The 24,315-nt window shown below is 63.9% G+C and carries 21 protein-coding genes and 4 pseudogenes; 19 read left to right on the top strand and 6 right to left on the bottom strand.

The features are described 5' to 3' along the window. The 3 genes and pseudogenes from ACUCV3_RS14010 to ACUCV3_RS14000 all read right to left on the bottom strand — a co-directional run. Positions 1 to 152, bottom strand: a pseudogene (locus ACUCV3_RS14010) (IS5/IS1182 family transposase); the annotation flags it as partial. A 232-nt stretch (positions 153 to 384) separates the two neighbouring features. After that, entirely contained in the window at positions 385 to 1,269 is an 885-nt protein-coding gene (locus ACUCV3_RS14005) for a bestrophin family protein (protein WP_048939596.1), read from the bottom strand. 22 nt (positions 1,270 to 1,291) lie between these two features. Then, positions 1,292 to 1,546 carry a hypothetical protein gene (locus tag ACUCV3_RS14000; protein ID WP_004211015.1) on the bottom strand — a complete coding sequence of 85 codons (255 nt, stop codon included), beginning with the start codon at positions 1,544 to 1,546 and terminating at the stop codon, positions 1,292 to 1,294. A gap of 231 nt (positions 1,547 to 1,777) precedes the next feature. Between ACUCV3_RS14000 and ACUCV3_RS13995 the strand changes: the two genes are divergently transcribed. From ACUCV3_RS13995 to ACUCV3_RS13985, 3 genes are all read left to right on the top strand, one after another. After that, entirely contained in the window at positions 1,778 to 2,686 is a 909-nt protein-coding gene (locus ACUCV3_RS13995; protein WP_037509690.1) for a LysR family transcriptional regulator, read from the top strand. A 347-nt stretch (positions 2,687 to 3,033) separates the two neighbouring features. Beyond that, the gene (locus tag ACUCV3_RS13990; RefSeq protein ID WP_234415733.1) at positions 3,034 to 5,244 is read left to right on the top strand and encodes a TonB-dependent receptor; all 2,211 of its coding nucleotides are present in this window, start codon (positions 3,034 to 3,036) and stop codon (positions 5,242 to 5,244) included. Next, positions 5,241 to 6,056: a sialate O-acetylesterase gene (locus ACUCV3_RS13985; protein WP_048939598.1), complete on the top strand. Its 816-nt coding sequence runs from the start codon at positions 5,241 to 5,243 to the stop codon at positions 6,054 to 6,056. Before ACUCV3_RS13990 ends, ACUCV3_RS13985 begins: the two co-directional genes overlap by 4 nt. Before the next feature lie 15 nt (positions 6,057 to 6,071). Here ACUCV3_RS13985 and ACUCV3_RS13980 read toward each other — a convergent pair whose 3' ends face one another. Further along, positions 6,072 to 7,229, bottom strand: coding sequence for a hypothetical protein (locus tag ACUCV3_RS13980; RefSeq protein WP_048939599.1), 1,158 nt, complete (start codon positions 7,227 to 7,229; stop codon positions 6,072 to 6,074). A gap of 199 nt (positions 7,230 to 7,428) precedes the next feature. Here ACUCV3_RS13980 and ACUCV3_RS13975 point away from each other — a divergent pair, with 199 nt between their 5' ends. Then, entirely contained in the window at positions 7,429 to 8,496 is a 1,068-nt protein-coding gene (locus ACUCV3_RS13975) for a fatty acid desaturase family protein (protein ID WP_010335889.1), read from the top strand. A 50-nt stretch (positions 8,497 to 8,546) separates the two neighbouring features. Here ACUCV3_RS13975 and ACUCV3_RS13970 read toward each other — a convergent pair whose 3' ends face one another. Then, on the bottom strand, positions 8,547 to 10,136 hold the full coding sequence (locus ACUCV3_RS13970) for an FAD-dependent oxidoreductase (RefSeq protein WP_234415734.1): 1,590 nt from the start codon (positions 10,134 to 10,136) through the stop codon (positions 8,547 to 8,549). Positions 10,137 to 10,317: 181 nt separating this feature from the next. Between ACUCV3_RS13970 and ACUCV3_RS13965 the strand changes: the two genes are divergently transcribed. From ACUCV3_RS13965 to ACUCV3_RS13905, 13 genes and pseudogenes are all read left to right on the top strand, one after another. Continuing rightward, positions 10,318 to 10,959, top strand: coding sequence for a glutathione S-transferase family protein (locus ACUCV3_RS13965; protein ID WP_048938268.1), 642 nt, complete (start codon positions 10,318 to 10,320; stop codon positions 10,957 to 10,959). A 475-nt stretch (positions 10,960 to 11,434) separates the two neighbouring features. Then, entirely contained in the window at positions 11,435 to 11,980 is a 546-nt protein-coding gene (locus ACUCV3_RS13960; RefSeq protein WP_048938269.1) for a hypothetical protein, read from the top strand. 191 nt (positions 11,981 to 12,171) lie between these two features. After that, the gene (locus ACUCV3_RS13955; RefSeq protein WP_482240689.1) at positions 12,172 to 13,113 is read left to right on the top strand and encodes a TIGR02594 family protein; all 942 of its coding nucleotides are present in this window, start codon (positions 12,172 to 12,174) and stop codon (positions 13,111 to 13,113) included. A gap of 241 nt (positions 13,114 to 13,354) precedes the next feature. Further along, positions 13,355 to 14,050 carry a hypothetical protein gene (locus ACUCV3_RS13950; protein WP_137406072.1) on the top strand — a complete coding sequence of 232 codons (696 nt, stop codon included), beginning with the start codon at positions 13,355 to 13,357 and terminating at the stop codon, positions 14,048 to 14,050. A gap of 432 nt (positions 14,051 to 14,482) precedes the next feature. After that, entirely contained in the window at positions 14,483 to 15,658 is a 1,176-nt protein-coding gene (locus ACUCV3_RS13945; protein ID WP_048938272.1) for a hypothetical protein, read from the top strand. Positions 15,659 to 15,808: 150 nt separating this feature from the next. Continuing rightward, positions 15,809 to 16,144 (top strand): hypothetical protein, encoded by a 336-nt coding sequence (locus tag ACUCV3_RS13940; RefSeq protein WP_048938273.1) that lies wholly within the window; start codon positions 15,809 to 15,811, stop codon positions 16,142 to 16,144. 27 nt (positions 16,145 to 16,171) lie between these two features. Further along, positions 16,172 to 16,741, top strand: coding sequence for a hypothetical protein (locus ACUCV3_RS13935; RefSeq protein WP_048938274.1), 570 nt, complete (start codon positions 16,172 to 16,174; stop codon positions 16,739 to 16,741). Then, the gene (locus tag ACUCV3_RS13930; RefSeq protein WP_048938275.1) at positions 16,738 to 16,947 is read left to right on the top strand and encodes a hypothetical protein; all 210 of its coding nucleotides are present in this window, start codon (positions 16,738 to 16,740) and stop codon (positions 16,945 to 16,947) included. The genes ACUCV3_RS13935 and ACUCV3_RS13930 overlap by 4 nt, the downstream gene beginning before the upstream one ends. A 358-nt stretch (positions 16,948 to 17,305) precedes the next feature. Further along, complete coding sequence (locus tag ACUCV3_RS13925) at positions 17,306 to 18,256, top strand: phosphatase PAP2 family protein (RefSeq protein ID WP_159078573.1); 951 nt, start codon at positions 17,306 to 17,308, stop codon at positions 18,254 to 18,256. A gap of 78 nt (positions 18,257 to 18,334) precedes the next feature. Further along, positions 18,335 to 19,651, top strand: coding sequence for a M28 family peptidase (locus tag ACUCV3_RS13920; RefSeq protein ID WP_048938277.1), 1,317 nt, complete (start codon positions 18,335 to 18,337; stop codon positions 19,649 to 19,651). 100 nt (positions 19,652 to 19,751) lie between these two features. Then, positions 19,752 to 20,708, top strand: a pseudogene (locus ACUCV3_RS13915) (terminase large subunit domain-containing protein); the annotation flags it as partial. 165 nt (positions 20,709 to 20,873) lie between these two features. Further along, positions 20,874 to 21,321, top strand: a pseudogene (locus ACUCV3_RS13910) (transposase); the annotation flags it as partial. Positions 21,322 to 21,403: 82 nt separating this feature from the next. After that, entirely contained in the window at positions 21,404 to 21,658 is a 255-nt protein-coding gene (locus ACUCV3_RS13905; protein ID WP_482240691.1) for an IS3 family transposase, read from the top strand. A gap of 77 nt (positions 21,659 to 21,735) precedes the next feature. Here ACUCV3_RS13905 and ACUCV3_RS13900 read toward each other — a convergent pair. Continuing rightward, positions 21,736 to 22,486 (bottom strand): IS5 family transposase gene (locus tag ACUCV3_RS13900; RefSeq protein WP_199909712.1). Its coding sequence is split into 2 segments (ribosomal slippage): positions 21,736 to 22,162 and positions 22,161 to 22,486, totalling 753 coding nucleotides; the frame shifts between segments, so codons are not numbered across the junction. A 48-nt stretch (positions 22,487 to 22,534) separates the two neighbouring features. Between ACUCV3_RS13900 and ACUCV3_RS13895 the strand changes: the two are divergent. Together ACUCV3_RS13895 and ACUCV3_RS13890 are read left to right on the top strand one after the other, a co-directional pair. Next, positions 22,535 to 23,047: pseudogene (locus tag ACUCV3_RS13895) on the top strand (IS256 family transposase); the annotation flags it as partial. Between the two features lie 329 nt (positions 23,048 to 23,376). Next, positions 23,377 to 24,315 carry a right-handed parallel beta-helix repeat-containing protein gene (locus ACUCV3_RS13890; RefSeq protein ID WP_048938345.1) on the top strand — a complete coding sequence of 313 codons (939 nt, stop codon included), beginning with the start codon at positions 23,377 to 23,379 and terminating at the stop codon, positions 24,313 to 24,315.

The following is a 24,315-nucleotide window of genomic DNA, read 5'->3' as shown; positions in this document are numbered from 1 at the left end:
TTCTCGCTATAGAATGACCGCAGCTTCTCCCAGATCCCGTCCAGATCAACGAAACGATCCACCGCCCGCAACAAGTGGCTCTGGGGAACATGATCTTCCAGGCTGAAGCTGTAAAACAGCACCTCCTGCATCACCGTCCGATCACCCATCATCAGCCCGTCGCCTAACGACAACGCCAGTGAATCAGAACCGCGCCATCACTGCAAAGACCGGGTCTTCAACACTATCGGTCGAAACACGTTGATCCCTATCAGCGTCATCCTAGCGAAAGGCTCTCTTGGACTCGTCGAAGGATCCGGGATTCCTTCTGTGCTGCGAGGGCGCGCTGAATGGATCCTGCATCTAATGCAGGATGACGGCCGGTTTGGCGGGCGATCTTTGGCTTTACCAGAGCACGCCGTCGACCGGCTGGACCGGCGGAGGCCCTTCGCGGCCAAGCGTGTCGCACATGTCCGCTTCGATCGTGGTGGTGATGCTGTCGAGCGGCAGGTCGTGGACGTCGTTGCCGAACGGATCGACCAGGTCGTCGCCGATCTGCAGCACGGCAAGATACATGAAGCCCGCGACCGCCGATCCGACCGGGGTGGCGATGCCCAATGTCTCGACCAGGCCGATCGGCAGCAGGATGCAGAAGAGCCGGGTAAAGAATTTGGGGAAGCTGCGATATTGGGCGGGCAGCGGCGTGTTCTTGATCCGCTCCATGCCGCCCTGCGCGTTCGACATGTCGACCAGCAGCCGTTCGATCTGGGTCTGCTGGATGCTGTCGATCCAGCCGTCCGCGCGCGCCTGTTCGACCCGGCGGCCCGATCCGTCGAGCAGGCCGTTGGCGGGATTGCGACGGCCCAGTTCCGGAATCTCCGGGCCGGCGAGCAGGCGGCGCACATCGGGCGCGGGATCGATCCGGCGGAGCTGGCAGCGCAGCGCTTGGACATAGGCGATATGGCGTTCGACCAGGGTCTGACGCAGGTCCGCCGTTTCGGCCCGGTCGGGGATGAAGTTCATCACCGCGCGTGCCCAGCTGCGCGAGACATTGACCATCGCACCCCACAGGATGCGGCCTTCCCACCAGCGCTGATAGGCGGAGTTGACGCGGAAGCCGAGGACCAGGGCGAGCGCGGTGCCGAAGATGGTCAGCGGCAGGGCCGGCGCCTTGAAGGGTGAGATGAAGTAGAAGATGGTGACCGCCAGATCCCAGAAGAACAGCGCGATCAGCGCGCGCCACGCGGTCTGGAAACTCTGGCGGATACGTGGGGCACGTCCGACGATCATAGGGGGAGCGGTTCTCTACAGGTCAGGCGATGTCCGTGCCGTCGGCTTCATCCAGTTTCAGCCAGGCATGGCGCAGCGCCATGCCGCCGATGATGCCGACCGCCTTCAGGATGGTCGCATAGATGGTGGGGGTGCTGTCGCTGATCGCCAGCCAGGCGCAGGCGAAGCAGAGCGCCATGGCGGCATAGATGGGCAGCGCCTCGATATCGTTCCAGGCAAGACGCTGATTGGTCTTGGGCGTGGGCGCGGCGCGCGTTGCGGCGAGCGTGCGGATCATGGCGGTCCTTTCCGAAATGGAGCCGACGGGCGGCCTTTGTTCGAAAAATGATGCGACGCACAAGCGACGGTCAACGTGGTCCACACCATGCAAGCCAGCCTTGCGGTAGCGGTAACGCCAGCAAAATTCCGTCGCATTTCCGTGCCGTTTGGGAGACGTGGCAATGTTTTCACACGGAACTGCAACCTTGCGCCTATTGCAATGCAGCGTAACGCGCATAGCTTTTTGCGCATGGCCGATCGCTATGCTGAAATCCTGTCCTTCGTGAAAATTGCCGAATCGGGCAGCCTGTCCGAAGCGGCCAAACGACTGGACCTGTCGCTTGCCGCGACCAGTCGCCGCCTGTCGCAACTGGAGTCGCGGCTGGGGGTGATGCTGGTGCGCCGCAACAGCCGGCACATGACGCTGACGCAGGAAGGCCAGATCTTCTACGAGAAGGCGGGGCAGGCGCTGTCCGACATCGACCAGGCGGAAAATGTCGTGATGCGCAACGCCACCGAACCGGTCGGGGCGCTGCGCGTGGTGACGACGCTGCATTCGGGCCGCAGCCGGCTGGCGCCGCTGTTCCAGCATTATGCGACGCTGCACCCCGAGGTGGCGGTGCATCTGGAGGCGGCGGGGCAGGCAGCCAATATCGTCGAGACCGGCCATGACATCGCCATCTGTTTCGATCCGCCGCCCGACAGCGGCCTGATCATGAAGCGGCTGGCCGACAATCCGCGCATGCTTTGCGCCTCGCCCGAATATCTGAGCCGACGCGGCGTGCCGCGCACGATCGAGGATCTGGCCAGCCATGACCGCATCGTCATTGGCGGCGGGCAGGATATGTGGCGCGCGATCGACATGGACATGGGGCGAGACAATAGCCGGGCGAGCCGGGTGCTGAGCACGAATGATGGCGAAATGGCGCGGATGTGGGCGCTCAATGGCGCCGGTATCGTCATCAAGTCGCTATGGGCGGTGTCGGACGATCTGGAAGAGGGGCGGTTGCAGACGGTGCTGCCCGCTGTCGCGCTGCCGGAATCGCCGATCGTTGCCCTCTATCTGCCGGCGCAGGGGGACAGTGCCAAGGTGCGCAGCTGCCTCGACTTCCTGGCACGCCATCTGAAGCCGGCCGAGGCGACCCCGGCCGCCGCCTGACCCGATTTTGACAATGCGCGATCGGCGCGATCGACTGTCTGCGGACCGTCGATCGCGCCGATGGTGATTCACGGCCGCCTGCTTCCGCCGGAGCGCAGCCATTCGCCATGACAATCGATCTGTCAGGCCAATTTGTCTGACAAGTGCCGTGTTCATCAATATTGGTTTGACCAATATGTTGCGCTGGCCTGATCTGTCGGTTACATCCTTTTCGAAATCTGGAGCCGAGTCCCGCAATGTGGGCTTTGATGCCGGTGCAGTCGGGCAAACCGGCGCATCGGCCGATGGCTCCCGGTGGCAGCTTTGGAACACAGGATCGGGAGAGGTTGATGAAGGGGCAGTCGAAAATGGCAGTCGTGATGGCGAGCCTGCTGGTTGGCGTCGTATCGGGGGCGCTGGCGGGCATGGCCCATGCGCAGGCGCAGGATATGTCGGCTGGCGACATCATCGTGACGGCGCAGAAGCGCGAACAGAATGTGCAGGATGTGCCCTTGTCGGTGCAGGTGCTGGGCGAGGCCCAGTTGCAGGCCAATGCGGTGCAGGATTTCAACGATCTGAGCCGCGTGTCGCCGTCGCTGAGCATCCGGCCGGCGGAAAATCCGGCGAGCGCCAATGTCGCGATCCGCGGCGTCGGCACCCTGGCCTTCAGCCCCGGCGTCGAGCCGAGCGTCGCGGTCATCCTGGACGATGTGGCGCTGGCCTTCCAGTCGCGCGCCTTCACCGATCTTTCCGATATCGAGCGGATCGAGGTGCTGCGCGGGCCGCAGACGACGCTGTATGGCAAATCGGCCTCGGCTGGCCTGATCAATATCGTGTCCAAGGCGCCGACAAAGACGCTGACCGCGTCGGTGCGCGGCATGATCACCACGGATGACGAGCAGCAGATCGGCGCGGTTCTTTCCGGGCCGCTGACCGACACGCTGGGTTTCCGCACCAGCGTCAACTATGATGATTTCAAGGGCAATTCGCGCAACCTGGCCGATGGCAAGACGCTGAACGGGCGCCGCTATTTCTCCACCCGCAACAAGCTGCGCTGGAACCCGACGGCTGAGTTGCAGGCCGATCTGGCGATCGATTATGCCGATGGGCGGACGACATCGACGCGGCCCTTCATCGAACTGGGCGATAATGCGATCCTGCGCGGCAACCCGGCCTTCACCCAGGATGTGTTCGCGCCGGGCATCACGGTCGACAAGGACAATACGGACGTGTCGATCGATTTCCCGACCGGCAACACCTATAATGATTTCGCCCAGTCGCTGCGACTGAGCTATGATACGGGCGGGCCGACGATCATGTCGATCACCGCGCATGACCGCTACAAGTCGCATGACTGGTTCGACAGCGACGATTCCGCGATCACCAGCTTCCAGAATTTCCAATATGGCCATTTCGACAGCGAACAGTTCAGTCAGGAACTGCGGCTGATTTCGCCCGGCAAGGACCGGTTCCGCTATACGCTGGGCGCCTATTACAGCAATGTCGACATCGGCCGCGACTTCTATCGCGGGCCGCTCTTTTCCAACGCCAATTGGGATGCGACCAATGGCAGCGACCTGATCGCGGGCTTTGGCCAGCTGGAATATGATCCGCTGCCCGGCACGACGCTGATCGCCGGTGGCCGCTACAGCCGGGAAAAGATCGATTATGTGTTCACCGATCTGGCGGCCAGCCGGGTCTATGCGGGGCGCAGCAGCGACAGTTTCGGCACCTACAAGCTGGGCATCAAGCAGGATGTCGCGCGCGACATGAACCTCTATCTCACCTATGCGACCGGGCATAAGGGGCAGGCCTATGACATCTCGTCGGGCTTCAACCAGGCGCGCGCCGACGCCGGCCCGGTGAACCCGGAAAAATCCGACAGCCTGGAGCTTGGCTTCCGATCGCAGTTGCTGGATCGCAAGGTGACGCTGAACCTCACCGTCTTCAATTCCAACTTCCGCGATTTCCAGACCCAGGCGGTGGAAAATCTGGCCGACGGGACGCAGAATTTCCGCCTGACCAATGTCGGCAAGGTGCGCATCCGGGGCCTGGAAATGGAAACCAGCATCCGCCCGGTGGCCGGGCTGACCATCAATGGGTCGCTGACCTATCTGGACGCCAAGTTCAAGGAATTTGCCGGCGCGGCCTGCTATGTGAACCAGACCGCGGCGCAGGGATGCGTCGGCACGCCGCCGCGCCAGGATCTGAGCGGCAAGGCGATGCTGATCTCGCCCAAGTGGAAGCTGGCGGGCAATATCGATTATGCCCAGCCGCTGGGGCAGGGGCCGCTGGAACTGGTCGCGCAGGGCGCCGTCACCTGGCAGAGCAAGGTCGTGCCGCTGGACCAGAATCCGCGCACCATCCAGCCGGAATATGCGATGGTGAACATCGCGCTCGGCCTGCGCAGCGCCGACAAGTCATGGCAGGTGATGGGCTTCATCAACAATCTGTTCGACCAACATTATCGCTATCTGATCAACGATGTGTCGAACCGTTACGGGACGACGGCGATCCAGGGCTATGTGCCGCGTGATTTCCATCGTTATGGCGGCATCCGCCTGAGCTACAGCTATTGAGCTGGCGGGTTGCCGGGCTGGGCCTGGCCGCGCTGATCGGCGCGGCTGGCTCGGCCGGCGGCGCGGCGCCCTTGCCGGACATCTATGTGCTGGCCGGCCAGTCCAACATGTCGGGGCGGGGCGCGCTGGCGGACCTGACCGAGCCGGAAAGGGCGCCGGTGCCGGGCGTGAAGATGCTGGGCAATGACGGCATCGTGCGGCCGGCGATGGAGCCGATCGACAGTGCGCAGGGGCAGCAGGACATGGCGTCGGCGGACCGGCTGGCGGCGGTCGGGCCGGGCCTGTTCTTTGCCCGCGCGCTGATCGCGCGGCAGCGGCGGCCCATACTCCTGATCCCCTGCGCCAAGGGCGGCAGCGCGATCGCGCGCTGGCGACCCGGCGGGGATCGGACAACGCTCTATGGATCCTGTCTGGCGCGGGTGCGATCGGTCCGCGGACGGCTGGCCGGCATCCTCTGGTATCAGGGCGAGAGCGACGCGGAGAATGGGACGGCGGCAACGGGCTATGGCGCTGCGCTGGCCGATCTGGTCGGGCATTTCCGGCGGGATCTGGGACGCGCAGAGCTGCCGTTCCTCTTTGCGCAGATCGCCGATCGGCCGGCCGCGCCGGAGCATGTCGCGCGCTATCCGGGATGGGCGGTGGTGCAGGCGGCGCAGCGCGACATCGCCCTGCGCTGCGCCTATATGGTGCCGACCGGCGGCCTTGAGCGGCAGGCGGACGAACTGCATCTGGTGACCGATGCCCAGCGCCGGCTGGGCATGGCGATGGCGCGGGCGATGATGGCCTTGCAGGCGGATGGATGCGGGCGCTGAGGCGCGCCCGCTGCCTTACAGCGTCTTTTCGTAGACCTGATAGATCTTGTTGACCCTGGATTCGATGGCGTCGGCGATCGCGTTCATGCCCTGATTATCGTCCAGCACCCAGCCGATCTCGCCCCGCGTCGCGCTGTAATGGGCCAGGGCGTTGCGGCGGATATATTCGATCATCATGAAGGCGAGCTGGCTGGCCATGCGGGTGGATTGCAGCCGCTGGACCACGCCCATCAGCGGCACGCGCATCGTGCGCACCTGCGGCTTGCGCAGCCAGCGCAGCAGCTTGATCCAGCCGAACGGGAAGAGCGAACCGTTGAGCGGCTTCAATGCCTCGTTAAGGTCGGGCAGGGTCATCATGAAGGCGACCGGCTCGCCCTCCAACTCCGCGATCATGATCAGATCCTCGAACACCAGCGGCTTGAGCTTCTTGCCGGTGAAGGCGACTTCGGCGTCGGTGATCGGCACGAAGCCCCAATTCTTGCCCCAGGCATCGTTGAGGATGCCCAGGATGATCGCGGCTTCCTGATCGAACTTCGACTTGTCGACCTTGCGGATGGTGATGCGCGCGCTCTTTTCGCCGGAGGCGACGATGCGCTCGATCAGCGGCGGGAAATTCTTGGTGATGTCGAGCTCATAGGTCTTGAGCTGCTTGACCGGCTGATAGCCGGCGCCTTCGACCATCGGCTGATAGGCGGCGCTGTTATGGCCCATCATCACCGTCGGCGGATGATCATGGCCCTGGATCAGCAGGCCGGGCTCTTCCCAAATCGACAGCGAGATCGGGCCGAGCACGCGGGTCATGCCCTTGGCCTTGAGCCAGCCTTCGGCCGCGGCGATCAGGGCGGCGCCGGTTTCGGCATCTTCCGCCTCGAACAGGCCGAAATTGCCGGTGCCCGGACCCATACCCTGTTCGACCGGCTGGGCCAGCGCCAGCTTGTCGAAATGCGCGGAAATGCGGCCGACCACCTTGTTTCCGCGCCGGGCGAGGAAATATTGAGCCTCGGCATGGTCGAAGAAGGGATTCTTGCCGGGCGTCAGCAGGCCATAGACTTCGGACTTGAGCGGCGGCACCCAATTGGGATCATTGGCGTAGAGCCGCCAGGGCAGGTCGACAAAGGCCTTGAGATCGGCCTTGGAGGAAACGGGGGTGATGACGAGATCGGTTGATGCCACGGCGCAGGCCCTTGAAGAAATGTGTCGAGCAGTTCGGCGCTTGTTTGCGGAATGTCAATCTCGGGCCGGTGTCGGGGCGCTAGGAGTCGGTCTGGAAATGCGCGTCTTGCGCATCTGTACCGGCCCACACCCCCAACCGGGGTGAATATGTCACGTTGCTGCCACGATTGCAGCGCATTTGGAGTGTAGGGAAGGCAGCATGACTGTGCATGATCCCATATTGGCCGCCGCGTCGCGCACGCGGTCGGCTATACCCGACGATACGAAGATGCTGCGCGCTGCCGCGGATCTGACGCGCACCCTGTCGACCGCGAACCCGGCCATCTACTGGCCGGACATGCTGGCGTCGGCGCTGATCGGCTATGGCGCGCTGGCCGGTGCGATTCTGGCCCAGAATGTGGCGATCGCGATCGGCTGTGCCCTGTTGTCGATGATGGCGCTCTATCGCGCGGCCAGCTTCATCCATGAGCTGACCCATATCCGCAAGGGCGCGCTGCCCGGCTTCCGATTCGGCTGGAACCTGCTGGTCGGCATTCCGCTGATGATCCCGTCCTTCCTGTATGAAGGCGTGCATACCCAGCATCATGCCCGCACCCGTTATGGCACGGCGGAAGACCCCGAATATCTGCCGCTGGCGCTGATGAAGCCCTGGTCGCTGCCCCTGTTCATCGTCGTCGCCGCGCTGGCGCCGGTCGGCCTGATCCTGCGCTTTGGCGTGCTGACGCCGCTCAGCCTGATCATCCCGCCGCTGCGGCGCAAGGTGGTGGCGGAGTTTTCGGCGCTGTCGATCAATCCCGCCTATCGCCGCCGTGCGCCCGAGGGTGAGTTCGCCCGCATGTGGCATTGGCAGGAAGCGGGCGCCTGCCTGTTCGCGCTGGCGCTGGTCGGCAGTGTCTTCGCCTTCGGCTGGAAGCCCTTGCTCGTCTATATGGCGATCCATTCGGCGATGACCGTCATCAACCAGCTGCGCACCCTGGTCGCGCATCTGTGGGAGAATGAGGGCGAGGCGATGACCGTGACGGCGCAATATCTGGATTCGGTCAATGTGCCGCCGCCCGGCACGCTGCCCGAACTGTGGGCGCCGGTCGGCCTGCGTTATCATGCGTTGCATCACCTGCTGCCGAGCGTGCCCTATCATAATCTGGCGGCTGCCCATCGGCAGCTGATGGCGACGCTCGACATCGACTCGCCCTATCGCCAGGGCAATTATACCGGCATGTTCCCGCTGGTCGCCAAGATCGCCCGGAGCACGATGCACGCGCGCTGATCGCGGTGGATCGGGACAGGAAAGAAGGCCGGTGGAAACGCCGGCCTTTTTTATGGGCGGACGGGGGAGGCGGGTTGCGCGGCGACGCAGAAGGGCACCATGAGGTTGGTGCACTGGTCGCGATGCGGCACCATCAGTTCGAAGGGCAGCGGCGAGCGTTGATATTTGCCGCCGGCGGGCAGCATGAAATGGCCTTCGTTGACGATGCCCCATTGCCCCCGTTCGTCCCGGACCGCGATGCGGCTGGCGGCGTGGCTGTCCTGCCAGTAGGAGGCCATGGCGACGATCGAGGGGAGGCGCGGGGGCACGCCATCGATATCCGACACGTCCCGGCCCGACCAGGCAAGGCCATTGTCCAGCCGGCGCGCCTCGCGCACATAGAGCTGGGGCGACCAGCCGGGCGTGTCGGCGGGATGGCAATCGGTGTGGCGGCCGCGCACCAGGCCCCAGTTGCGCACATCGCGTTGCAGCCCGGCGGGAATGCGGGGATCGCGGCCATGGGCCATGGCGTGGAACCAGCCGCGAATATAATTTTCATGCGCCTTCCATATGCGTTCGCGCGCATCATAGTCGGCCGCCGGATAGGCGCGGTTGAGGCCGACCGCGTCGAGCGACATGGTGCCGCGATTGTTGATGTCGTAGATGCCCGGCGCGACCTCGTCCGCCTTCACCAGATCGCGGGCGAAATGCCAGTCCCGGCCATAGAGCTGGCCGGCGCGCCGGCGTCGGTCGAAATCGCGAAACAGCAGTTCATAGTCGGCCTCGCGATAGCCATCGGGCGCGGTGGCGGGCAGGTCGAGCCGCAGTTCGGGCCGATCGGTCATGGTCAGGCGGAAGCAATAGGCCTGCACGCCATCGTCGGCGGCGCCGACCGGTCGGTTCGGCGCGGGATCGACCCCGGCGATCAGGCGGCCCGACGGCTGGTCGACGAAAGGGTTGATCGGCAGGATATTGTCCTTCTGCGGCGGATCGGTCCGGGTCAGCAGCTCATAGCGTGACCCGCGATAGCCATTATAGGGATTGGCCCGGTCGGCGGCTTCGCGCCCGACCCTGGTGCTGATGCCGGCGCGGGCCATCAGGTCGCCTTCATAGGAGGCGTCGATGAAGATGCGGCCATGGGCGCGAACGCCCGAGCGGGTGATGATCTCGCGGATGGCGCGATCGGTCCGGTCGACGGTCTCGACCCCGTCCGACCAGAGGACCGGCACCCCGGCGGCATCGAGCAGGTCGCGGAAATAGGGGGCAGCAACGGCCGGGTCGAAGGCGTAGCGATTGCCCGGCATGCCGCCCGCCGCCGCCAGCGCGGCCATGGTGGTGCGGGCATAGCCGCCGACCGCATCGATATCGCGTATGTCGGTCCAGCTGAGCCCGCCGGCCAGCATGCCGCCGGGCTGGATTTCGCGCCAGCCGCCGATCAGCACCGCCGACGCGCCCAGATTGGCGGCGCTGACCGCGGCGATGACGCCGGCGGGGGTGGCGCCATAGACGACGACATCGGCATCGGCCCAGGCTTCCCCGGCGAGCGCGGTGCGGCGCGGATGGATGAGGGCGGCCGGCTTGCCGCTGGCCTGATGGCAGCTGACCAGGCCGGCCGCACCCGCTGCGCCCGCCATCGTCGCCAGAAACGCGCGTCTGTCCATGACCGCCCCCATCCCGGATTGCCCCTGCAAAGGCTTTCCGATTTGCGGGGGCGTGGAAATTCCGGTCGAACACCTAATGGATTGCGCGGTCAGGGCCGGGCAGGACGGGACTGGACCGTTGCAATATGCGACTGGTCTGGCAGGATCGGCGCTCCACCACCAGAAAAGCAGGAGTGGGTGCATGATCATCTATGGCGCGCGGCCGTCGCCCTTTGTGCGCAAGGTCATTGTCTTTGCAGCGGAAAAGGGGATTGCGGTCGAGGTGCGGCCGGCCGGGTTCGGCAAGGGCGGCGAGGCGTTCGAGCGGGCGTCCCCCTTTGGCAAGATCCCGGCCCTGGTCGACGGCGATTTCGCGATCAGCGATTCGTCCGCGATCATAACCTATATGGATGCGCTGCATCCCGAGCCGAACCTGATCCCGACCGAGGCGAAGGCGCGGGCGCGGACGATATGGTATGAGGAATTTGCCGACACCATCGCCCAGCCGGTGGGCGTCGACATCTTCTTCAACCGGGTGGTCGGCAAGCTGCTCGACATGCCGCATGACCCGGCCCGTGCCGACCGGGCTGAGGCAGAGAAGATGCCGGGCATCTATGATTATCTGGAGGCGGTTCTGCCCGAGAGCGGCTGGCTGGTGGAGGATCGCTTCACTTTGGCCGACATTGCGGTGGCCTGTCCGCTGATCAATGTCTGCTATTGCAGCAACGGGTTGAAGGACGGGCGCTGGCCCAGGGTGAAGACCTGGCTCGACGGATTGCGGGCGCGGCCGAGCTTTGCCGGGGCGATGGCGCAGGAGGCGCGGATGCTGGGCAAGGCTGTATAACCCATATGGAACATTTTGCTTGACATCGTCACGCTGATCGGGCAGAGAAGAGGAAAGTCGATAATTGCGACTCGTCGGCGTCGGTCGGTGGTGGCGCGATGGGTCGGCTGGGCTGTGGAAGGCGGGGTCTTCGAGGGCGGCTTTTGGGCTGGGTCTTTGGGCTGGTCTTCCAGGTCAGGATTGGCAGTCGGTCCTTGAGGGCTGGTGCGTGACGGTGCGGGGCTTTTGGAATGCCGGCGCCGTGATGCGATGCTGACGGATATTGCCATCAGGTGAGGCGAAAGGGGCTGGTTCGGTTGGGCCGGCCCCTTTTGCGTTGGGCGAGCGCGCGGGGCTGAAGCTGAAGCTGGCGCTGTCGGGGCGGTGTGCGGGGAGCCGTCGAGCGGCGGGGTGGCGCGGGGCTGCTGCCGATGGCGGCGTGCGGCGCGTGGTCGCTCGGCGGGGCGATGGTTCGGGACAATCGGGGGAGAGGGTGATGGCGGCGCGAAAGGGGGCGGCCGGGCGGCCGGAGCGCGTGGCGCAGCGGCAGGCGGCGGGCGAGGGGGTGCGGACGCAATTGCGACAGGTGCGCAGGGATGGCTGGGCGCAGAAGGACCGCGCGCGCTTCCTGGCGGAGCTGGCCGAGACCTGCAATGTCAGCGAGGCGGCGCGGACCGTGGGGAAGAGCCGGCAGGCGGCCTATGGGCTGAAGCAGCGCGACGCGGAATTTGCGCGCGACTGGGATGCGGCGATCGAGCAGGGCTATGGCGAGATCGAGGCGATGCTGATCCGGCTGGCGCTGCATGGTTGCGAGAGCGAGGAAATCATCGAGGATGGCGAGGGTGCGGTGAAGACCCGCAAGGTCAAGCGCGCGCCCAATCCGTCGCTGGGGCTGCAATTGCTGAAGCTGCATGCGGCCCAGGTCGCGGCGCGCCGGGCGGCGCGGGGCGATGCGACCGGACCGGGCAGCCCCGAAGCGATCGCCAGCGTCGAGCGGGTGCTGGCGGAGATACGCCGACGCCGCGCGGCGGCGGGGACGTGAGGGGGAGGGCCTGTGCGCGGCGCCGGCTTTCCGTGCGGGGATCTTCGATGGATGGCGCGCTGGGGCAGCGCTTTCGCGGCACTGTCGCAAAAATGGGCATGTATTACTACGTGTAGACGGGGGTCGGGATAATATTGATGATGTATTGAAGATGATTCGGTGAATATCCATGTGCTGATCGAGGTGTTGTCGTGAACGATCAAGACCGATTGGCGCGATCCAAGATCGCCATTGATGCGCGATTGAAGCGGCGAGATCAGCAACTGGCGCGCGAGCAGCTGGAACTTCAGAAAGCTGATTTTGAACTGCGGAAAAGAACCGCGACAGCTGATGGATTTCATTTCCTGCTGACGCCGACCGGCGTGGTGTTGATGGGGGCTGCGCTGGGGCTGATCGGGACGGCACTGGGCAAGGCCGCCGACTACGCCATAAAAAGACGCGAGCTGGAAACGAATATCATTCTGAAATCGAGTGATGTTCCGTCAAATGCGGATGTGAATGTGCAAGCCCGCCAGCGTGCGCTCAACCTCCTGTGGTTTGCCCAGGCCGGCTATATCGCGCTGTCCGATAACTATCTGTCCAAATTGCGCGCGACGGCCAATGTCGATGAGGGGCAGGCGGTCCCCCCGCCGGTCATCGCCAGCACGGCGAGTGCGACCAATTATACGGCAGAGGATGCCTCTTTGGTCGAGGCCGCGACGAAGACGAAGGCTGCCGCCTGGATGCGCGTGGCCCAGGGCGAGATAGGGCAGCGGGAAATTCCGGGGCCGGAAAGCAATCCGCGCATCGTCGCTTATAACAAGGCCGCGGGCCTGCCTGCCGATGACGCGGTTCCATGGGTCGGATCCTTCATGTGCTGGACGTTCAAGCAGGTGGGCAAGCCTTGCCCGGCCGCGCCCGGCCGCGCGTTGAGCTGGGAGAATTGGGGCCGGGAGATCGAGGATCCTGTGCTGGGCGCAATCGTGATAATGCAGCGCGACACACGCCTTGGCGCCGGATCGGGTGCGGTCGGCTTCTATCTTTCGGAAAAGCCGCAATCGGTTCGCGTGCTGATGGGCAACGCCTATGATCAGGTGACAGCCATCAATTTTCCGAGAGCCCAGGTGAAATCCTATCGGCTGCCACCTGATTGAGAACAGCTTTTGATCCGGGGGCGGGAAGGGGGATTGCGGACCACCCCATTTCGATCATGCCAGCGAAGGCTGGCATCTTAGGCAGGCGCACGCGACATAAACGGATAGCGCTTGAGCAAATTTCGATCCGACTGCCTCGGCGCGACTGTTCTATGCTCCTGTTTTGACGCGTTTTCCGGGTCATCAGGTGATTCCACCTGATTGGGAAATGCTCTAATGTTCCCCCATGGGCGATCAGGCGATGCTGACGAAAATCGATGGATTGATGTTGGCGGAGGCATTTGCGCCGGCGCATCGCTCCATGGCTCTGTCGGCCGGGGAAGCGGTGGTTCGGGCGCTGACAAGTCGACAATGGACGGAGCGATTTGCGGTCCAGGCTGAAGGACAGGCTGTGCTGATTCCGGCGCGCCTCTATTTTGCCACTGACCGGCTGCGATTGAGCAAGGGCGATCCGGCCTGGGGTTTGGCGCGCGCGTTGCAGACGCGCAGCAGCGATGGCTTCCTGCGCCAGGTTGCCGCGCGCGATCTGATCGGCGATTTTCAGCCCTGGGCCGCCCCGTTCATCGTCGCGCTGATCGGCGAATATATCGTGGAGATACTGGAAGACATAGCGGCCGGTCTCACGCCGGAAATGACGCCGGTGCTGGCCGCTTTCATTGCTGAAAATCCAGCCTATTGGCGGACCACGAAGCGCCGCGTGATGAGCTATTGGGACGCCTATTATCGACATGGCGGCTATGACATGCCCGTCACGCATGTGTCCCCTATGGAAGAGCCAAGCTGCTGGAGCCGGGTGAAGCGCCGCATGTTGCGCTATTGGAGTGTCTGTTATCGACATGATCGAGGTGATGTGATGCACCGCAGCTATCGACGGGACGAATATATCGGTTTCAAGCTGATCAATCGCCTCGACCTGGCCGTGGCTGGCCAGGCCTGACGAAGGAGGCGATGGGCGTTCTGGCTGCGAGGCCCTCTGCGGGCTTTCGTCAGCCACGCTTTCGCAAGCGAGAATGATGCTGCGCCTCGGCTCAGGCCTGTCCCCAGCCTGTGAAAACGGCAGCCCCGAAGCGATCACCAGCGTCGAGCGGGTGCTGGCAGAGATACGCCGGCGCCGCGCGGCGGAGGGGACGTGAGTTACGATTTTGGCGTGCGCCATAGTCGCTGAATGATGGTCGTGGCGAGGCGCCGATGGGCGATCCGCGCGACGCGAGTCTTTGCAAATATCCAGAATATCCGGCGACGGCCGCGCGCAATTTGTGTGTGCGCCGCTTTGGCGCGGCTCGCCCCTTTCATCGTTGCAATCAAAATATGTTGAAGGAGTGATTTCAAGAAGATTTGTCCAGTTAAATCATTATATTAGGAGCTTTGCATGACGGTTGTTTCTCCCATCAGTTATGGTGCTGTCGGTGATGGCGTGGCCAATGACAGTGCTGCTTTCAACAGCGCCATCGCGGCGCTGCCGTCTGGCGGTGGCGTGGTCGATATGCAGGGGCGGCCCTATGGCCTTCTGAATAGCGTCAATATCGACAAGCCGGTTCGCTTCATCAATGGAGGCAAATTCATTGCCCTTTCGGCGACGGGCGACCTGTTGAAGGTCGGTAGCGGCGTGGAGGGCTTCTCCTGCTCGGAAGTGACCTTTGATGTGTCGAGTGCCATCGCGCGGACCAGTGGCGCCGCCATCAATATTGCGGGTGATCCCAACCTGCTGGGCGCCGTCATCGGCCCCGTGATCACCAACAATATCTTCCGCAACCAGTTCCTGGCGATCAATGTCGACTATGCGCAGCATCCCGTCATTTCGGGCAACACGATTTTCAATACCGTGCGGACCGGTTCCGGCATCGTCATCGGCAACCAATATTATGTCCATGGCGCGACATTGAGCGGCAATCATCTGCAGGTCTCCGACGACAAGGACAAAGCGGCGGTCGGCATCCGGATCGGCTGGTGCGATGTCTATTTCATCGGCTTCAACAGTTCCGTGCGGCATGAAATCGGCGTGTCGATCAAGCCCGTCGGCAGTAGTCAATATGCCGGAACCGGCAAATTGATCGGCAATAATCTGGATACTTCCACCATCGCTGTCCTGGTCGAGCCGGAAAATGGCGGGCGGGTCTACACGCTTCTGGTCGACGGCAACTGGCTGTCGGCCAGCACGGCGGCTGCGGCGAAGATCAGGTCGAACAGCGGCATTGTGCGCGGTATTTCCATCACCAACAATGAAGCCAAATATGGCAGCGGCAATGGGATCGTGTGCGAAGGGCCGGCGTCGGGGACGGCGTTCGACGGGCTGTTCATTCGCGGCAACGTCGCTGCGTCGAACCCGAGCGGACGGGGTATCGACCTGAGCGGGGTCATCACGCATGTCAGTTCGTCCAACAATTATTGCGGTGTGGAACTGAACCCCGCCGGGATCGCGGACGCCAATCATACCGGCTATCATGTCAATGTCGGGGTCAGCGGCAAGTCCTGCTGCGACGATGTGGCCGGCAACAGCGTGGCGCAATTCCAGAATCTGAGCTCGACCTTCGCTGTGGCGGCTTGATCGAGCAAGGGCGGGGGCCATGAAGTTGGCCCCCGCCCGACTGGGTGAGGCGGTCGGATGATGAGGTGCAGGCCTGAGCTTTGAGCGTCGGGCTTTTGCGGTTGGGCGCTTCCTCTGATAGTCTGAGCACGAGGCTTTGGAGATCGGGCGATGCTGGTTGGGCTGATCCTGTTGGCGGCGGGGGCGATGATCGCGCTGTCGGTGCGCGCCGATTGGCGGTTCCGGGCGATCGACCGGCTGCCGATGCAATGGACGCTGACCGGGACGGTGAGCTGGCATGCGCCGCGGGCCGTGGCGCTGGCCTTCACGCCGGTGCTGGGGACGATGCTGATCCTGGCCGTGGGCGCGATGGCTTTGTGGGTGCCGCCGCGCGCCGGACAGGAGGGGCTGGTGATCCCGGTGCTGCTGGCGATCGCGGCGGGCATGGTGGCGATCCATGCGCTGCATATCTGGATGATCGGGCGCTGGGCGAGGGCGCGGCACTGAACGGGCATTGGGGCTGAGGAGGCGAGGATGCGGCGTGTGACCCGGAGCAGGATGGCGCTGATGCTGGTGGCGCCGATGGTGATGATGCTGCGCGCTGGCGCGCGCGGCGCGCCGCCGACAAGCTGGGCCAAGGCGGGCGTGTCGCTGGCCGACTATGCCGGCGATGCAGGGGCCTGCGCGGAGGCGACGCGGGACAGGGCGGTGACGGTGCGACCGGAGACGGCGCAGGCGCTGGATGCACTGAGCATGGTCGACCTGACGATGATCCTGCGGACCTATGGTGGCGATAGCGATGCCAGCCCGCTGATGGCGGCGGCGAATATCGGCATGCATCATGACGATGCCAATGTGGCGCGGCGAACGGCGAATTTCGGCGCGAAATATCAGGCGATAACGCGCAGCGACGTGCGCGCGCAGTTGCAGGCGGCGCTGGACCAGTGCCTGGTTGATCGCGGCTATGTGCGGATCATGCTGACGCCGGAACAGGTGGGCGGGCTGGCGAAGCTGAAGCGCGGGACCGCCGAGCGCACCGCCTATCTGCATGCGATCGACAGCGATCCGGCGGTGATCGCGGCGCAGCGGGTGGTGGAAGAATGACGATGCGGATCGGGATCGTCCTGGCCAGCCTGGCCTTGTGCGGGGCCTTGTTCTGGAGCGGGACGGTGCTGGTCGCGCTGATGATGGAATGGCTGGTCGCGCATCCGTGGGTGGCGAAGGCGATGGCGGCGTTGCCGATGCTGGTGCTGCCGCTGATGGCGGTGACGATCGTGCATTGGCGCCGCGATGCGGCGGACGCCGGCTGAACGGAAGGCGGCGGGCTGGCAAAGCGCCAATGTGGGACGGCGGAACGCACCGCCTATCTGCATGTGATCAACAACGATCCGGCGGTGATGGCGGCGCATCGGATGATGGAGGAATGAAGGCGCGCGGTGTGCCGCTCACTATATTATGCGGTGGACAATATAGAACGTGCAGTTTTCAATGATGACAATATTTGTTTCTTAATGTTTCATACATGGATTGGCTATAGCCGCCTCTGCGGGGTAAAGATCTGTGGGGGTTTTGGTGATCGGCAATATTGTCGTTCGCGTGCGCAGCGTGTGCGCGGGATGTCTCCACGATTTTCGGCATTCATGGCCGGTCATTCTGCTCGCGATGCTGATGACGATCCTGCTGGCGGCTGCCGCGACGGTGCAGTCCTTCCATGTCGACATCGTGGATCTGGCGCCGCTCTATGTTGCAATCATCATATTCTTGGCCAGCGGACTTTATATTCTTCGCCGCACGCCATCCGGGAATGCCGCCATGGCAGCGCGGGAAGGGAGCGGTCAGCGGCTGGGCCATATATTGGTGCTTACCGGGCTGTTCTACTTCATGGCAGCGACAGCTGCGCTGGGCTGTGCGGCGCTGGCGCGAACGGCATTGCCCTATGCGGATACGATGCTGGCCGCAGCGGACCGTGCGCTATATTTCGACTGGCTGGCGATGATGGCGTGGTTTCAGGCCAGTCCGCGGATCGCGACCTTGTTGATCCACGCCTATGCCGCGATCAACTGGCAACCGCAGTTGGCGATATTGCTGCTTTGCGGGCTGGGGCATCCAGCGCTGGCCTATCGGTTCATGACCGCCTGGGGCATGTGTTTGTTGCTGACGATAGTGATGTTCCCCTTCTTTCCGGCGGTGGCTGCATTCCATCATTATAATGTCGATCCGGCGCAGATGCCGGGTGCGACCGCCTGGGCTTCCTGGCATTTGGAGGCGTTGATGGAGGAACTGCGGTCCGGGGCTAAGGCCACGCTGGATAGCGATGCGCTGACGGGGATCATCACCATGCCGAGTTTTCATGCGGCATCGGCGATCCTTCTGATATTTGCCTTCTGGCCCTTCCCCTGGCTGCGCTGGCCGTTTCTGCTGCTGAACATGGTGATGTTCGCATCGGCCGTGCCGGTCGGCGGCCATTATCTGGTGGATACGCTGGGCGGTCTGATGCTGGCCCTCATCGCCATTGGGACGGCGATTGCCGTGCATGGAAGAGGCGAGGATATCCGTCTGGACTGGAAAACGATCGGGCATCAGGTCCGGCGACGGGAAGCGGGGCTGGCATCTGCCTGACGATGGCGGGCCGGCCTGTCGAGGATGAACGATCAGATGATTTTACCTGATGGGAAAAGCCTCTAAGAGACTGGTCAGATGAAGAAACTGATCCTGCTCGCCGCCGCTTCGGCCCTTGCAACCCCAGTGCTGGCGGCACCCGCCGCGCCGTCCGCGCCCGATGCGGCGCGGTTGAAGGCGACGGTCGAGAAGCTGGTCAGTTTCGGCACGCGTCATACGCTGTCGAGTGCGACCGACCCCAAGCGCGGGATCGGTGCGGCGCGGGCCTGGGGCAAGGCCGAGTTCGAGAAGATCGGCAAGGGCTGTGGCGGCTGTCTGAGCGTCGAGACGGTGGCGGATCGCTTCACGGGCCCGCGCGCGCCCGATGGCGTCGAGGTGGTCGATGTGCTGGCGATCCAGAAGGGTAGCGGTGATCCCAACGAGGTGGTGATCGTCGCGGGCCATATCGACAGCCGCGTGACCGATGTCATGAACATCACCAGCGATGCGCCGGGCGCCAATGACAATGCGTCGGGCACGGCGCTGGTGATCGAGGCGGCGCGGGTGCTGGCCGGGCAGAAATTCAACGGCACGATCGTCTATGCGCTGCTGTCGGGCGAGGAGCAGGGATTGTGGGGCGGCAAGCTGCTTGCCAGCACGGCCAAGGCGCGCGGCTGGCATGTGCGGGCGATGCTGAACAATGATATTGTCGGCAACACGGTGGGCCAGAATGGGCAAGTGGTTGCGGATCGCGTGCGGGTGTTCTCCGAAGGCATTCGCGCGGGCGACGACGCCAAGGCGAACCTGACGCGCCGGGCGATCGGCGGCGAGGATGACGGCCCGTCGCGGGCGCTGGCCAAGGCGATCGACGGCATTGCGCAGGCGGACCCGAAGATCGGGCTGGAGGTGCTGGCGGTGCGGCGGTTCGACCGGTTCGGGCGCGGCGGCGACCATTCGCCCTTCCTGGACCTGGGCTTCCCGGCGGTGCGCTTTTCGGTGGGGATCGAGAATTATGACCGGCAGCATCAGGACCTGCGCACCGAAAATGGCCGGGTCTATGGCGACACGGTCGATGGCATGGACTTTCCCTATCTGGCGAAGGTGACGGCGCTCAATGTTGCGACCTTGCGGCGGCTGGCCGATGCGCCCGCGGCGCCGGCGACGGTGTCGCTCGATGGCGCGCTGTCGATGGATACGCGGGTCTTCTGGGACGCGGTGCCGGGGGCGACGGCTTACAAGGTCTATTGGCGGCGCGCGGACAAGCAGGACTGGAGCGACAGCCGGGTCGTGACCGGCGCGACGCAGACGGTGCTGAAAGATATCGTGGTCGACGATCATTTCATCGGCGTCGCGGCGGTGGCCAAGGACGGGGCCGAGAGCCTGGTGACCTTTGGCGGGATGGCGCCGCGTAAATAGGATTTGGTTCGCGCGGAGGCGCGGAGGCGCGGAGATTTTCGGGAAGGCCGCCTGCGGGCGGCCTTTTTTGTTGCGCGCTGTTTGGGGAGAGGGGGCGGGGATGCAGATGGCCGATTGCGACTGGGTCGAGCAGGCGGCGGCCTGGCCCGAGCTGGCGCGCTGGCTGAGCGACGATGCGGCCGAGCGGCTGGGGCGGGACTGGCATTTCCTGGCGCGGCCCGCGCAACTGGCGCCGGCGGGCGACTGGCGCATCTGGCTGATGATGGCGGGGCGCGGTTTCGGCAAGACGCGGGCCGGGGCGGAATGGGTGCGCGCCATTGCCGAGGGCGATCCCGAGGCGCGGATCGCGCTGGTCGGTGCGACTTTGGGCGAGGCGCGCAGCGTGATGGTGGAGGGGGCGAGCGGCCTGCTGGCGGTGGCGCCCTGGTGGGCAAGGCCGGCCTATGCCCCGGCGCTGCGCACGCTGACCTGGCCCAATGGCGCGCAGGCGCGGCTGTTCGGCGCGGCCGAGCCCGAAAGCCTGCGCGGGCCGCAGTTCAGCCATGGCTGGGCCGACGAGATCGGCAAATGGCCGGGCGGGCAGGCGGCCTGGGACAATATGATGATGGCGATGCGGCTGGGGCATGATCCGCGCGTGGTGGCGACGACGACGCCGCGCCCGGTGCCGCTCGTGCGGGCGCTGGTGGCGAGAGATGGCGCCGATGTGGTCCTGACGCGGGGGCGGACGGCGGACAATGCAGCGCATCTGGCGGCGGGCTTTGTCGATGATGTGACGCGGCTTTATGGTGGCACGCGGCTGGGGCGGCAGGAACTGGATGGCGAACTGATCGAGGAGGCGGAAGGGGCGCTGTGGACCCGCGCGGCGCTGGAGGCGTGCCGGGTGCGGCATGTGCCGGGCGTGCTGGCGCGGGTGGTGGTGGCGGTCGATCCGCCGGCGACGGCGGGCGGCGATGCGTGCGGCATCGTCGTGGTCGGGCTGGGCGGGGACGGGCGCGGCTATGTGATCGCGGACGCGAGCGTGGCGGGCTGCTCGCCCGAAGGCTGGGCGCGGGCGGTGCGGATGGTGCAGTGCCACGAGGCGGATCATCCGTCCCGCTGGGCGGCCATCGTTTCGATCTCAGAGATTGCTCCGAAATTAAGTTGATTCGTATCAGTGGGTTATATTGACAGTGCATCCTGTCGTTGATTCAGCGGTATTGCAAAAAACTAAAGGAAATCAACGATGTGGGCCGATACCACTGAAACGCAGTATGTGCGTGCAGACTTGGCGGCCAAGCGATTTGATCGATGCCGAATGGGCGCTGCTCGAGCCATTCTTTCCGCCGCCCTCGCATGTAGGGCGGCCGCACAAGTGGTCATTCAGGCGGATTGTCGAGGCAATCCTGCATCTGTTGCGTGGCGGCAGCTCGTGGCGGATGCTTCCGCCGTGTTTGCCGCCGGTCTCGACGGCGCGGCGTTGGTTCTATCTTTGGCTGGACAACAGACTATGGTTGTCGTCGAGCCATACCCTGCTGCTGATCGGACGCGAAGCTGCAGGCCGCCAGGGCTCACCCAGTGCTGGCCTGATCGACAGCCAGAGCGTCAAAGCCACGGAAAGCGGCGGGTCGCGGGGGTATGACGCGGACAAGAAGACCAAGGGGCGCAAGCGCCATATCCTGACAGATACCGATTGTCCCGTGCATCTACCACGAGCGTGTCGTACAACGGCGTGATCCGGAGCGGCTATCGATCTGAGCCCGGCGCGATCAGGATCTGAAGGCGGAGGTGGTGCGCGTCTTTACTGAGAACTTCGGCGTCCACGGCGTGCGCAAAGTCTGGCGGCAGATCAACCGCGAGGGCTTTGCCGTCGCCCGATGCATCGTCGAACGGCTAATGCGCGATCTGCGTTTACAGGGGGTAATCCGTGGCAAGCCCTGCGCGCCACGGTCAGCAACAAGGCTGCGCCTTGCTCACTCAATCACGTCAACCGGCGGGGCTGTCAGAAATTTCGTGTGCGGTGAGGCATAATGGGTGACAAGGAGACCCAGTATGTTTCGACTGAAAGACCCCTCGATACCAAACGACATTCTAGCGCGGATCGACATTCACGGCAGCCAGATCATAGCCGCGGCGATATGAACGAAACCGGTGAAGTGGGCGGTGCGGCGATCGTAGCGTGTAGCGAAGCGGCGGAAATGCTTGAGGCGGCTAAAGCATCGCTCGATCCGGTTGCGGTGCTTGTAGATGGCTGTGTCGTGCGGAATGAAGGTCTTGCGATTACGCTTCGAGGGGATGACCGCTTCGGCCTTCATGGCGGCGATCCTTCCACGTAAGCCATTGCTGTCATAGGCTTTGTCGGCGAGTACGGCCTCGGCCTTCTGGCATTCCAGAAGGTCAGGAGCGGCGGTGACGTCGCTGGCCTGCCCCGATGTGATGCGAAAGCGTAATGGCTGGCCAAGCGTATCCGCCAGCATGTGGATCTTGGCCGTCAGTCCACCTCGGGAACGCCCCAGCGCCTGGTCCTTGCTCCCCTTTTCCGGTCGCCGCCTGTTGATGGGCGCGGACGATGGTACTGTCGATCATCAGATACTGCTTGTCGCGGTCGGCGGTCAGCGTGTCGAACACCCGCTCCCATACACCAGCATGGCACCACCGGCTGAAACGCCGATGAACTGTCTTCCAACGGGTGTAGCGTTCCGGCAGATCGCACCAGTGTGCGCCTGAGCGTGAAATCCACAAACATCCGTTCACGAACAATCGGTTATCCGATCCCGTTCGGCCCGGATCGCCGGCCTTACCGGGCAGCAAAAGGGCTATCCTCGCCCACTGCGCCTCGGTTAGCTCATATCGCTTGATCCCCATCCATCCGCTCCGCGCCTCAACACGGAGCCACATGAATCAGACATCACGCCGTTTGTGAATCCTGAATGGCGATCCGGCCTAGCTGACACTGATGCCGCGGCTGCGCTAAGCCAAGGCGGCCGGCTCGATTCCCAGAAGAAGGCGTTTGCCGAACGGGCGCTCAATGCGGAGATGGATCACCATCTTGGCCAGGACGAACAAAGGGGCAACACCCCAAACGGCTATTGCCGCAAGACAGTGACGACTGACGGGCGGCGGATCGAGATGGAAGTAGCACGCGATCGGACGGGCAGTTTCGCCCCGCAGCTGATTGCTAAATGCCAGCGCTGTTTCCCTGGCTTCGATGACAAGATCATATCGATGTACGCGCCTGGAATGAGTACGAGAGAGATCACCGGTCATCTGCGTGAACTGTACGGGATCGACGCATCCCTCGACCTGATCAGCACGATCACCAACGCGGTGCTGGAGGAAGTCTCAATCTGGCAACAGCGCCCGCTGGACCCAGCTGATCCGCTGGCTTTCTTCGATGCGATCCGGGGTAAGGTCCGCGATTAGGGCATGGTCCGCAACAAGGCGGTTCATATTGCCTTGGGGGACTTGTCCACCACAGCGATCACGGCAGCCAACCGGTCAGATATGCCGGCCTCAATCTCCTGTTCTGCAAGCGGAAGCGACGGGCGGGCGTGCGGTGCGTTCGATCAGGATGTCATTGCGTTGCGGTCTGCCGCTTCGCCGACGGTCAGGTGAAAGGCGAACGGCCTTTTCGGGGCGCCGGACCCCTGTAAACGTCTTGGCAATAATCCTGCCCCAAAGTGGGGCATGTGCTTTCAGGTTTACTATGGGGCTTGGCTATGATGCGGTCGGCGCCTAGCCTTGATGCCATGCGCATCTTCTTGACCCTGCTGCTGGTGTCCGCAGCCATCACCGCGTCGGCCTTTGCCCAGAGTGCGCCGGCCCCGTTCACCCTTGCCGAAAATGGCCGGGGCTTTGTCTCGCTTGCCGATGCGATCGGCGCGATCGGCGATGGCAAGGGCACGATCATCGTCGCGCCGGGCACCTATCGCCAATGCGCCGTGCAGAATGGCGGCGAGGTGACGATCAAGGCGGCAACGCCGGGCAGTGCGATTTTCGACGGGGTGGTTTGTGAGGAAAAGGCAGCTCTGGTGCTGCGCGGCCGCACCACCATGGTCGACGGCCTGATCTTCCAGAATCTGCGCGTGCCTGACGGCAATGGATCGGGCATCCGCCTCGAAAAAGGCAATCTTTCCGTCAGCAACAGCCTGTTCCGCAACAGCGAGGAAGGCATTCTGACCGGCGAGGATCGCGGTGCCACGGTCCAGATCGACAAGTCGACTTTCCGCCATCTGGGCCGGTGCGACCGCGATCTCGACTGCGCCCATGGCATCTATATCGGCCGGGTCGCGCGCCTTAGCGTCACCCGTTCGCGCTTCGACCAGGGCGATGGCGGCCATTATCTCAAGAGCCGCGCCGCGCAGGTCGATATCCGCGACAACAGCTTTGACGACAGCGGCGGCCATCTCACCAATTACATGATCGACCTCAGTAACGGCGCCAGTGGCCAGATCGTCGGCAACGACATGGTGCAGGGCAAGGACAAGGATAATTGGTCGGCCTTCATCACCATTGCGCCAGAGGGCCGCGAGCAGGACAGCAGCGCCCTGGTGATCGAAGGGAACAAGGCCGGCTTCGTGCCGGGCCTTGCGCGCGGCTCGACCTTCGTCGCCAATTTTACCGACGATGTCGTCCGTATCGGCCAGAACCAGCTTGCCCCGAGCATGAAGGTGAAGGACCGGCGCTGA

The sequence above is a fragment of the Sphingobium sp. VMM genome (assembly GCF_056790315.1).
This window is presented reverse-complemented; position numbering and strand designations above follow the sequence as displayed.

Bases quoted from the DNA above. Each gene is read 5' to 3' on its own strand.
- ACUCV3_RS13890 (WP_048938345.1), top strand. From the start codon at position 23,377: ATGCGCATCTTCTTGACCCTGCTGCTGGTGTCCGCAGCCATCACCGCG.
- ACUCV3_RS13935 (WP_048938274.1), top strand. From the start codon at position 16,172: ATGCGGCGTGTGACCCGGAGCAGGATGGCGCTGATGCTGGTGGCGCCG.
- ACUCV3_RS13925 (WP_159078573.1), top strand. From the start codon at position 17,306: ATGACGATCCTGCTGGCGGCTGCCGCGACGGTGCAGTCCTTCCATGTC.
- ACUCV3_RS14000 (WP_004211015.1), bottom strand. From the start codon at position 1,546: ATGATCCGCACGCTCGCCGCAACGCGCGCCGCGCCCACGCCCAAGACC.
- ACUCV3_RS13965 (WP_048938268.1), top strand. From the start codon at position 10,318: ATGATCATCTATGGCGCGCGGCCGTCGCCCTTTGTGCGCAAGGTCATT.
- ACUCV3_RS13945 (WP_048938272.1), top strand. From the start codon at position 14,483: ATGACGGTTGTTTCTCCCATCAGTTATGGTGCTGTCGGTGATGGCGTG.
- ACUCV3_RS13960 (WP_048938269.1), top strand. From the start codon at position 11,435: ATGGCGGCGCGAAAGGGGGCGGCCGGGCGGCCGGAGCGCGTGGCGCAG.
- ACUCV3_RS13950 (WP_137406072.1), top strand. From the start codon at position 13,355: ATGCTGACGAAAATCGATGGATTGATGTTGGCGGAGGCATTTGCGCCG.
- ACUCV3_RS13975 (WP_010335889.1), top strand. From the start codon at position 7,429: ATGACTGTGCATGATCCCATATTGGCCGCCGCGTCGCGCACGCGGTCG.
- ACUCV3_RS13990 (WP_234415733.1), top strand. From the start codon at position 3,034: ATGGCAGTCGTGATGGCGAGCCTGCTGGTTGGCGTCGTATCGGGGGCG.
- ACUCV3_RS13995 (WP_037509690.1), top strand. From the start codon at position 1,778: ATGGCCGATCGCTATGCTGAAATCCTGTCCTTCGTGAAAATTGCCGAA.
- ACUCV3_RS13940 (WP_048938273.1), top strand. From the start codon at position 15,809: ATGCTGGTTGGGCTGATCCTGTTGGCGGCGGGGGCGATGATCGCGCTG.
- ACUCV3_RS14005 (WP_048939596.1), bottom strand. From the start codon at position 1,269: ATGATCGTCGGACGTGCCCCACGTATCCGCCAGAGTTTCCAGACCGCG.
- ACUCV3_RS13970 (WP_234415734.1), bottom strand. From the start codon at position 10,136: ATGGACAGACGCGCGTTTCTGGCGACGATGGCGGGCGCAGCGGGTGCG.
- ACUCV3_RS13930 (WP_048938275.1), top strand. From the start codon at position 16,738: ATGACGATGCGGATCGGGATCGTCCTGGCCAGCCTGGCCTTGTGCGGG.
- ACUCV3_RS13920 (WP_048938277.1), top strand. From the start codon at position 18,335: ATGAAGAAACTGATCCTGCTCGCCGCCGCTTCGGCCCTTGCAACCCCA.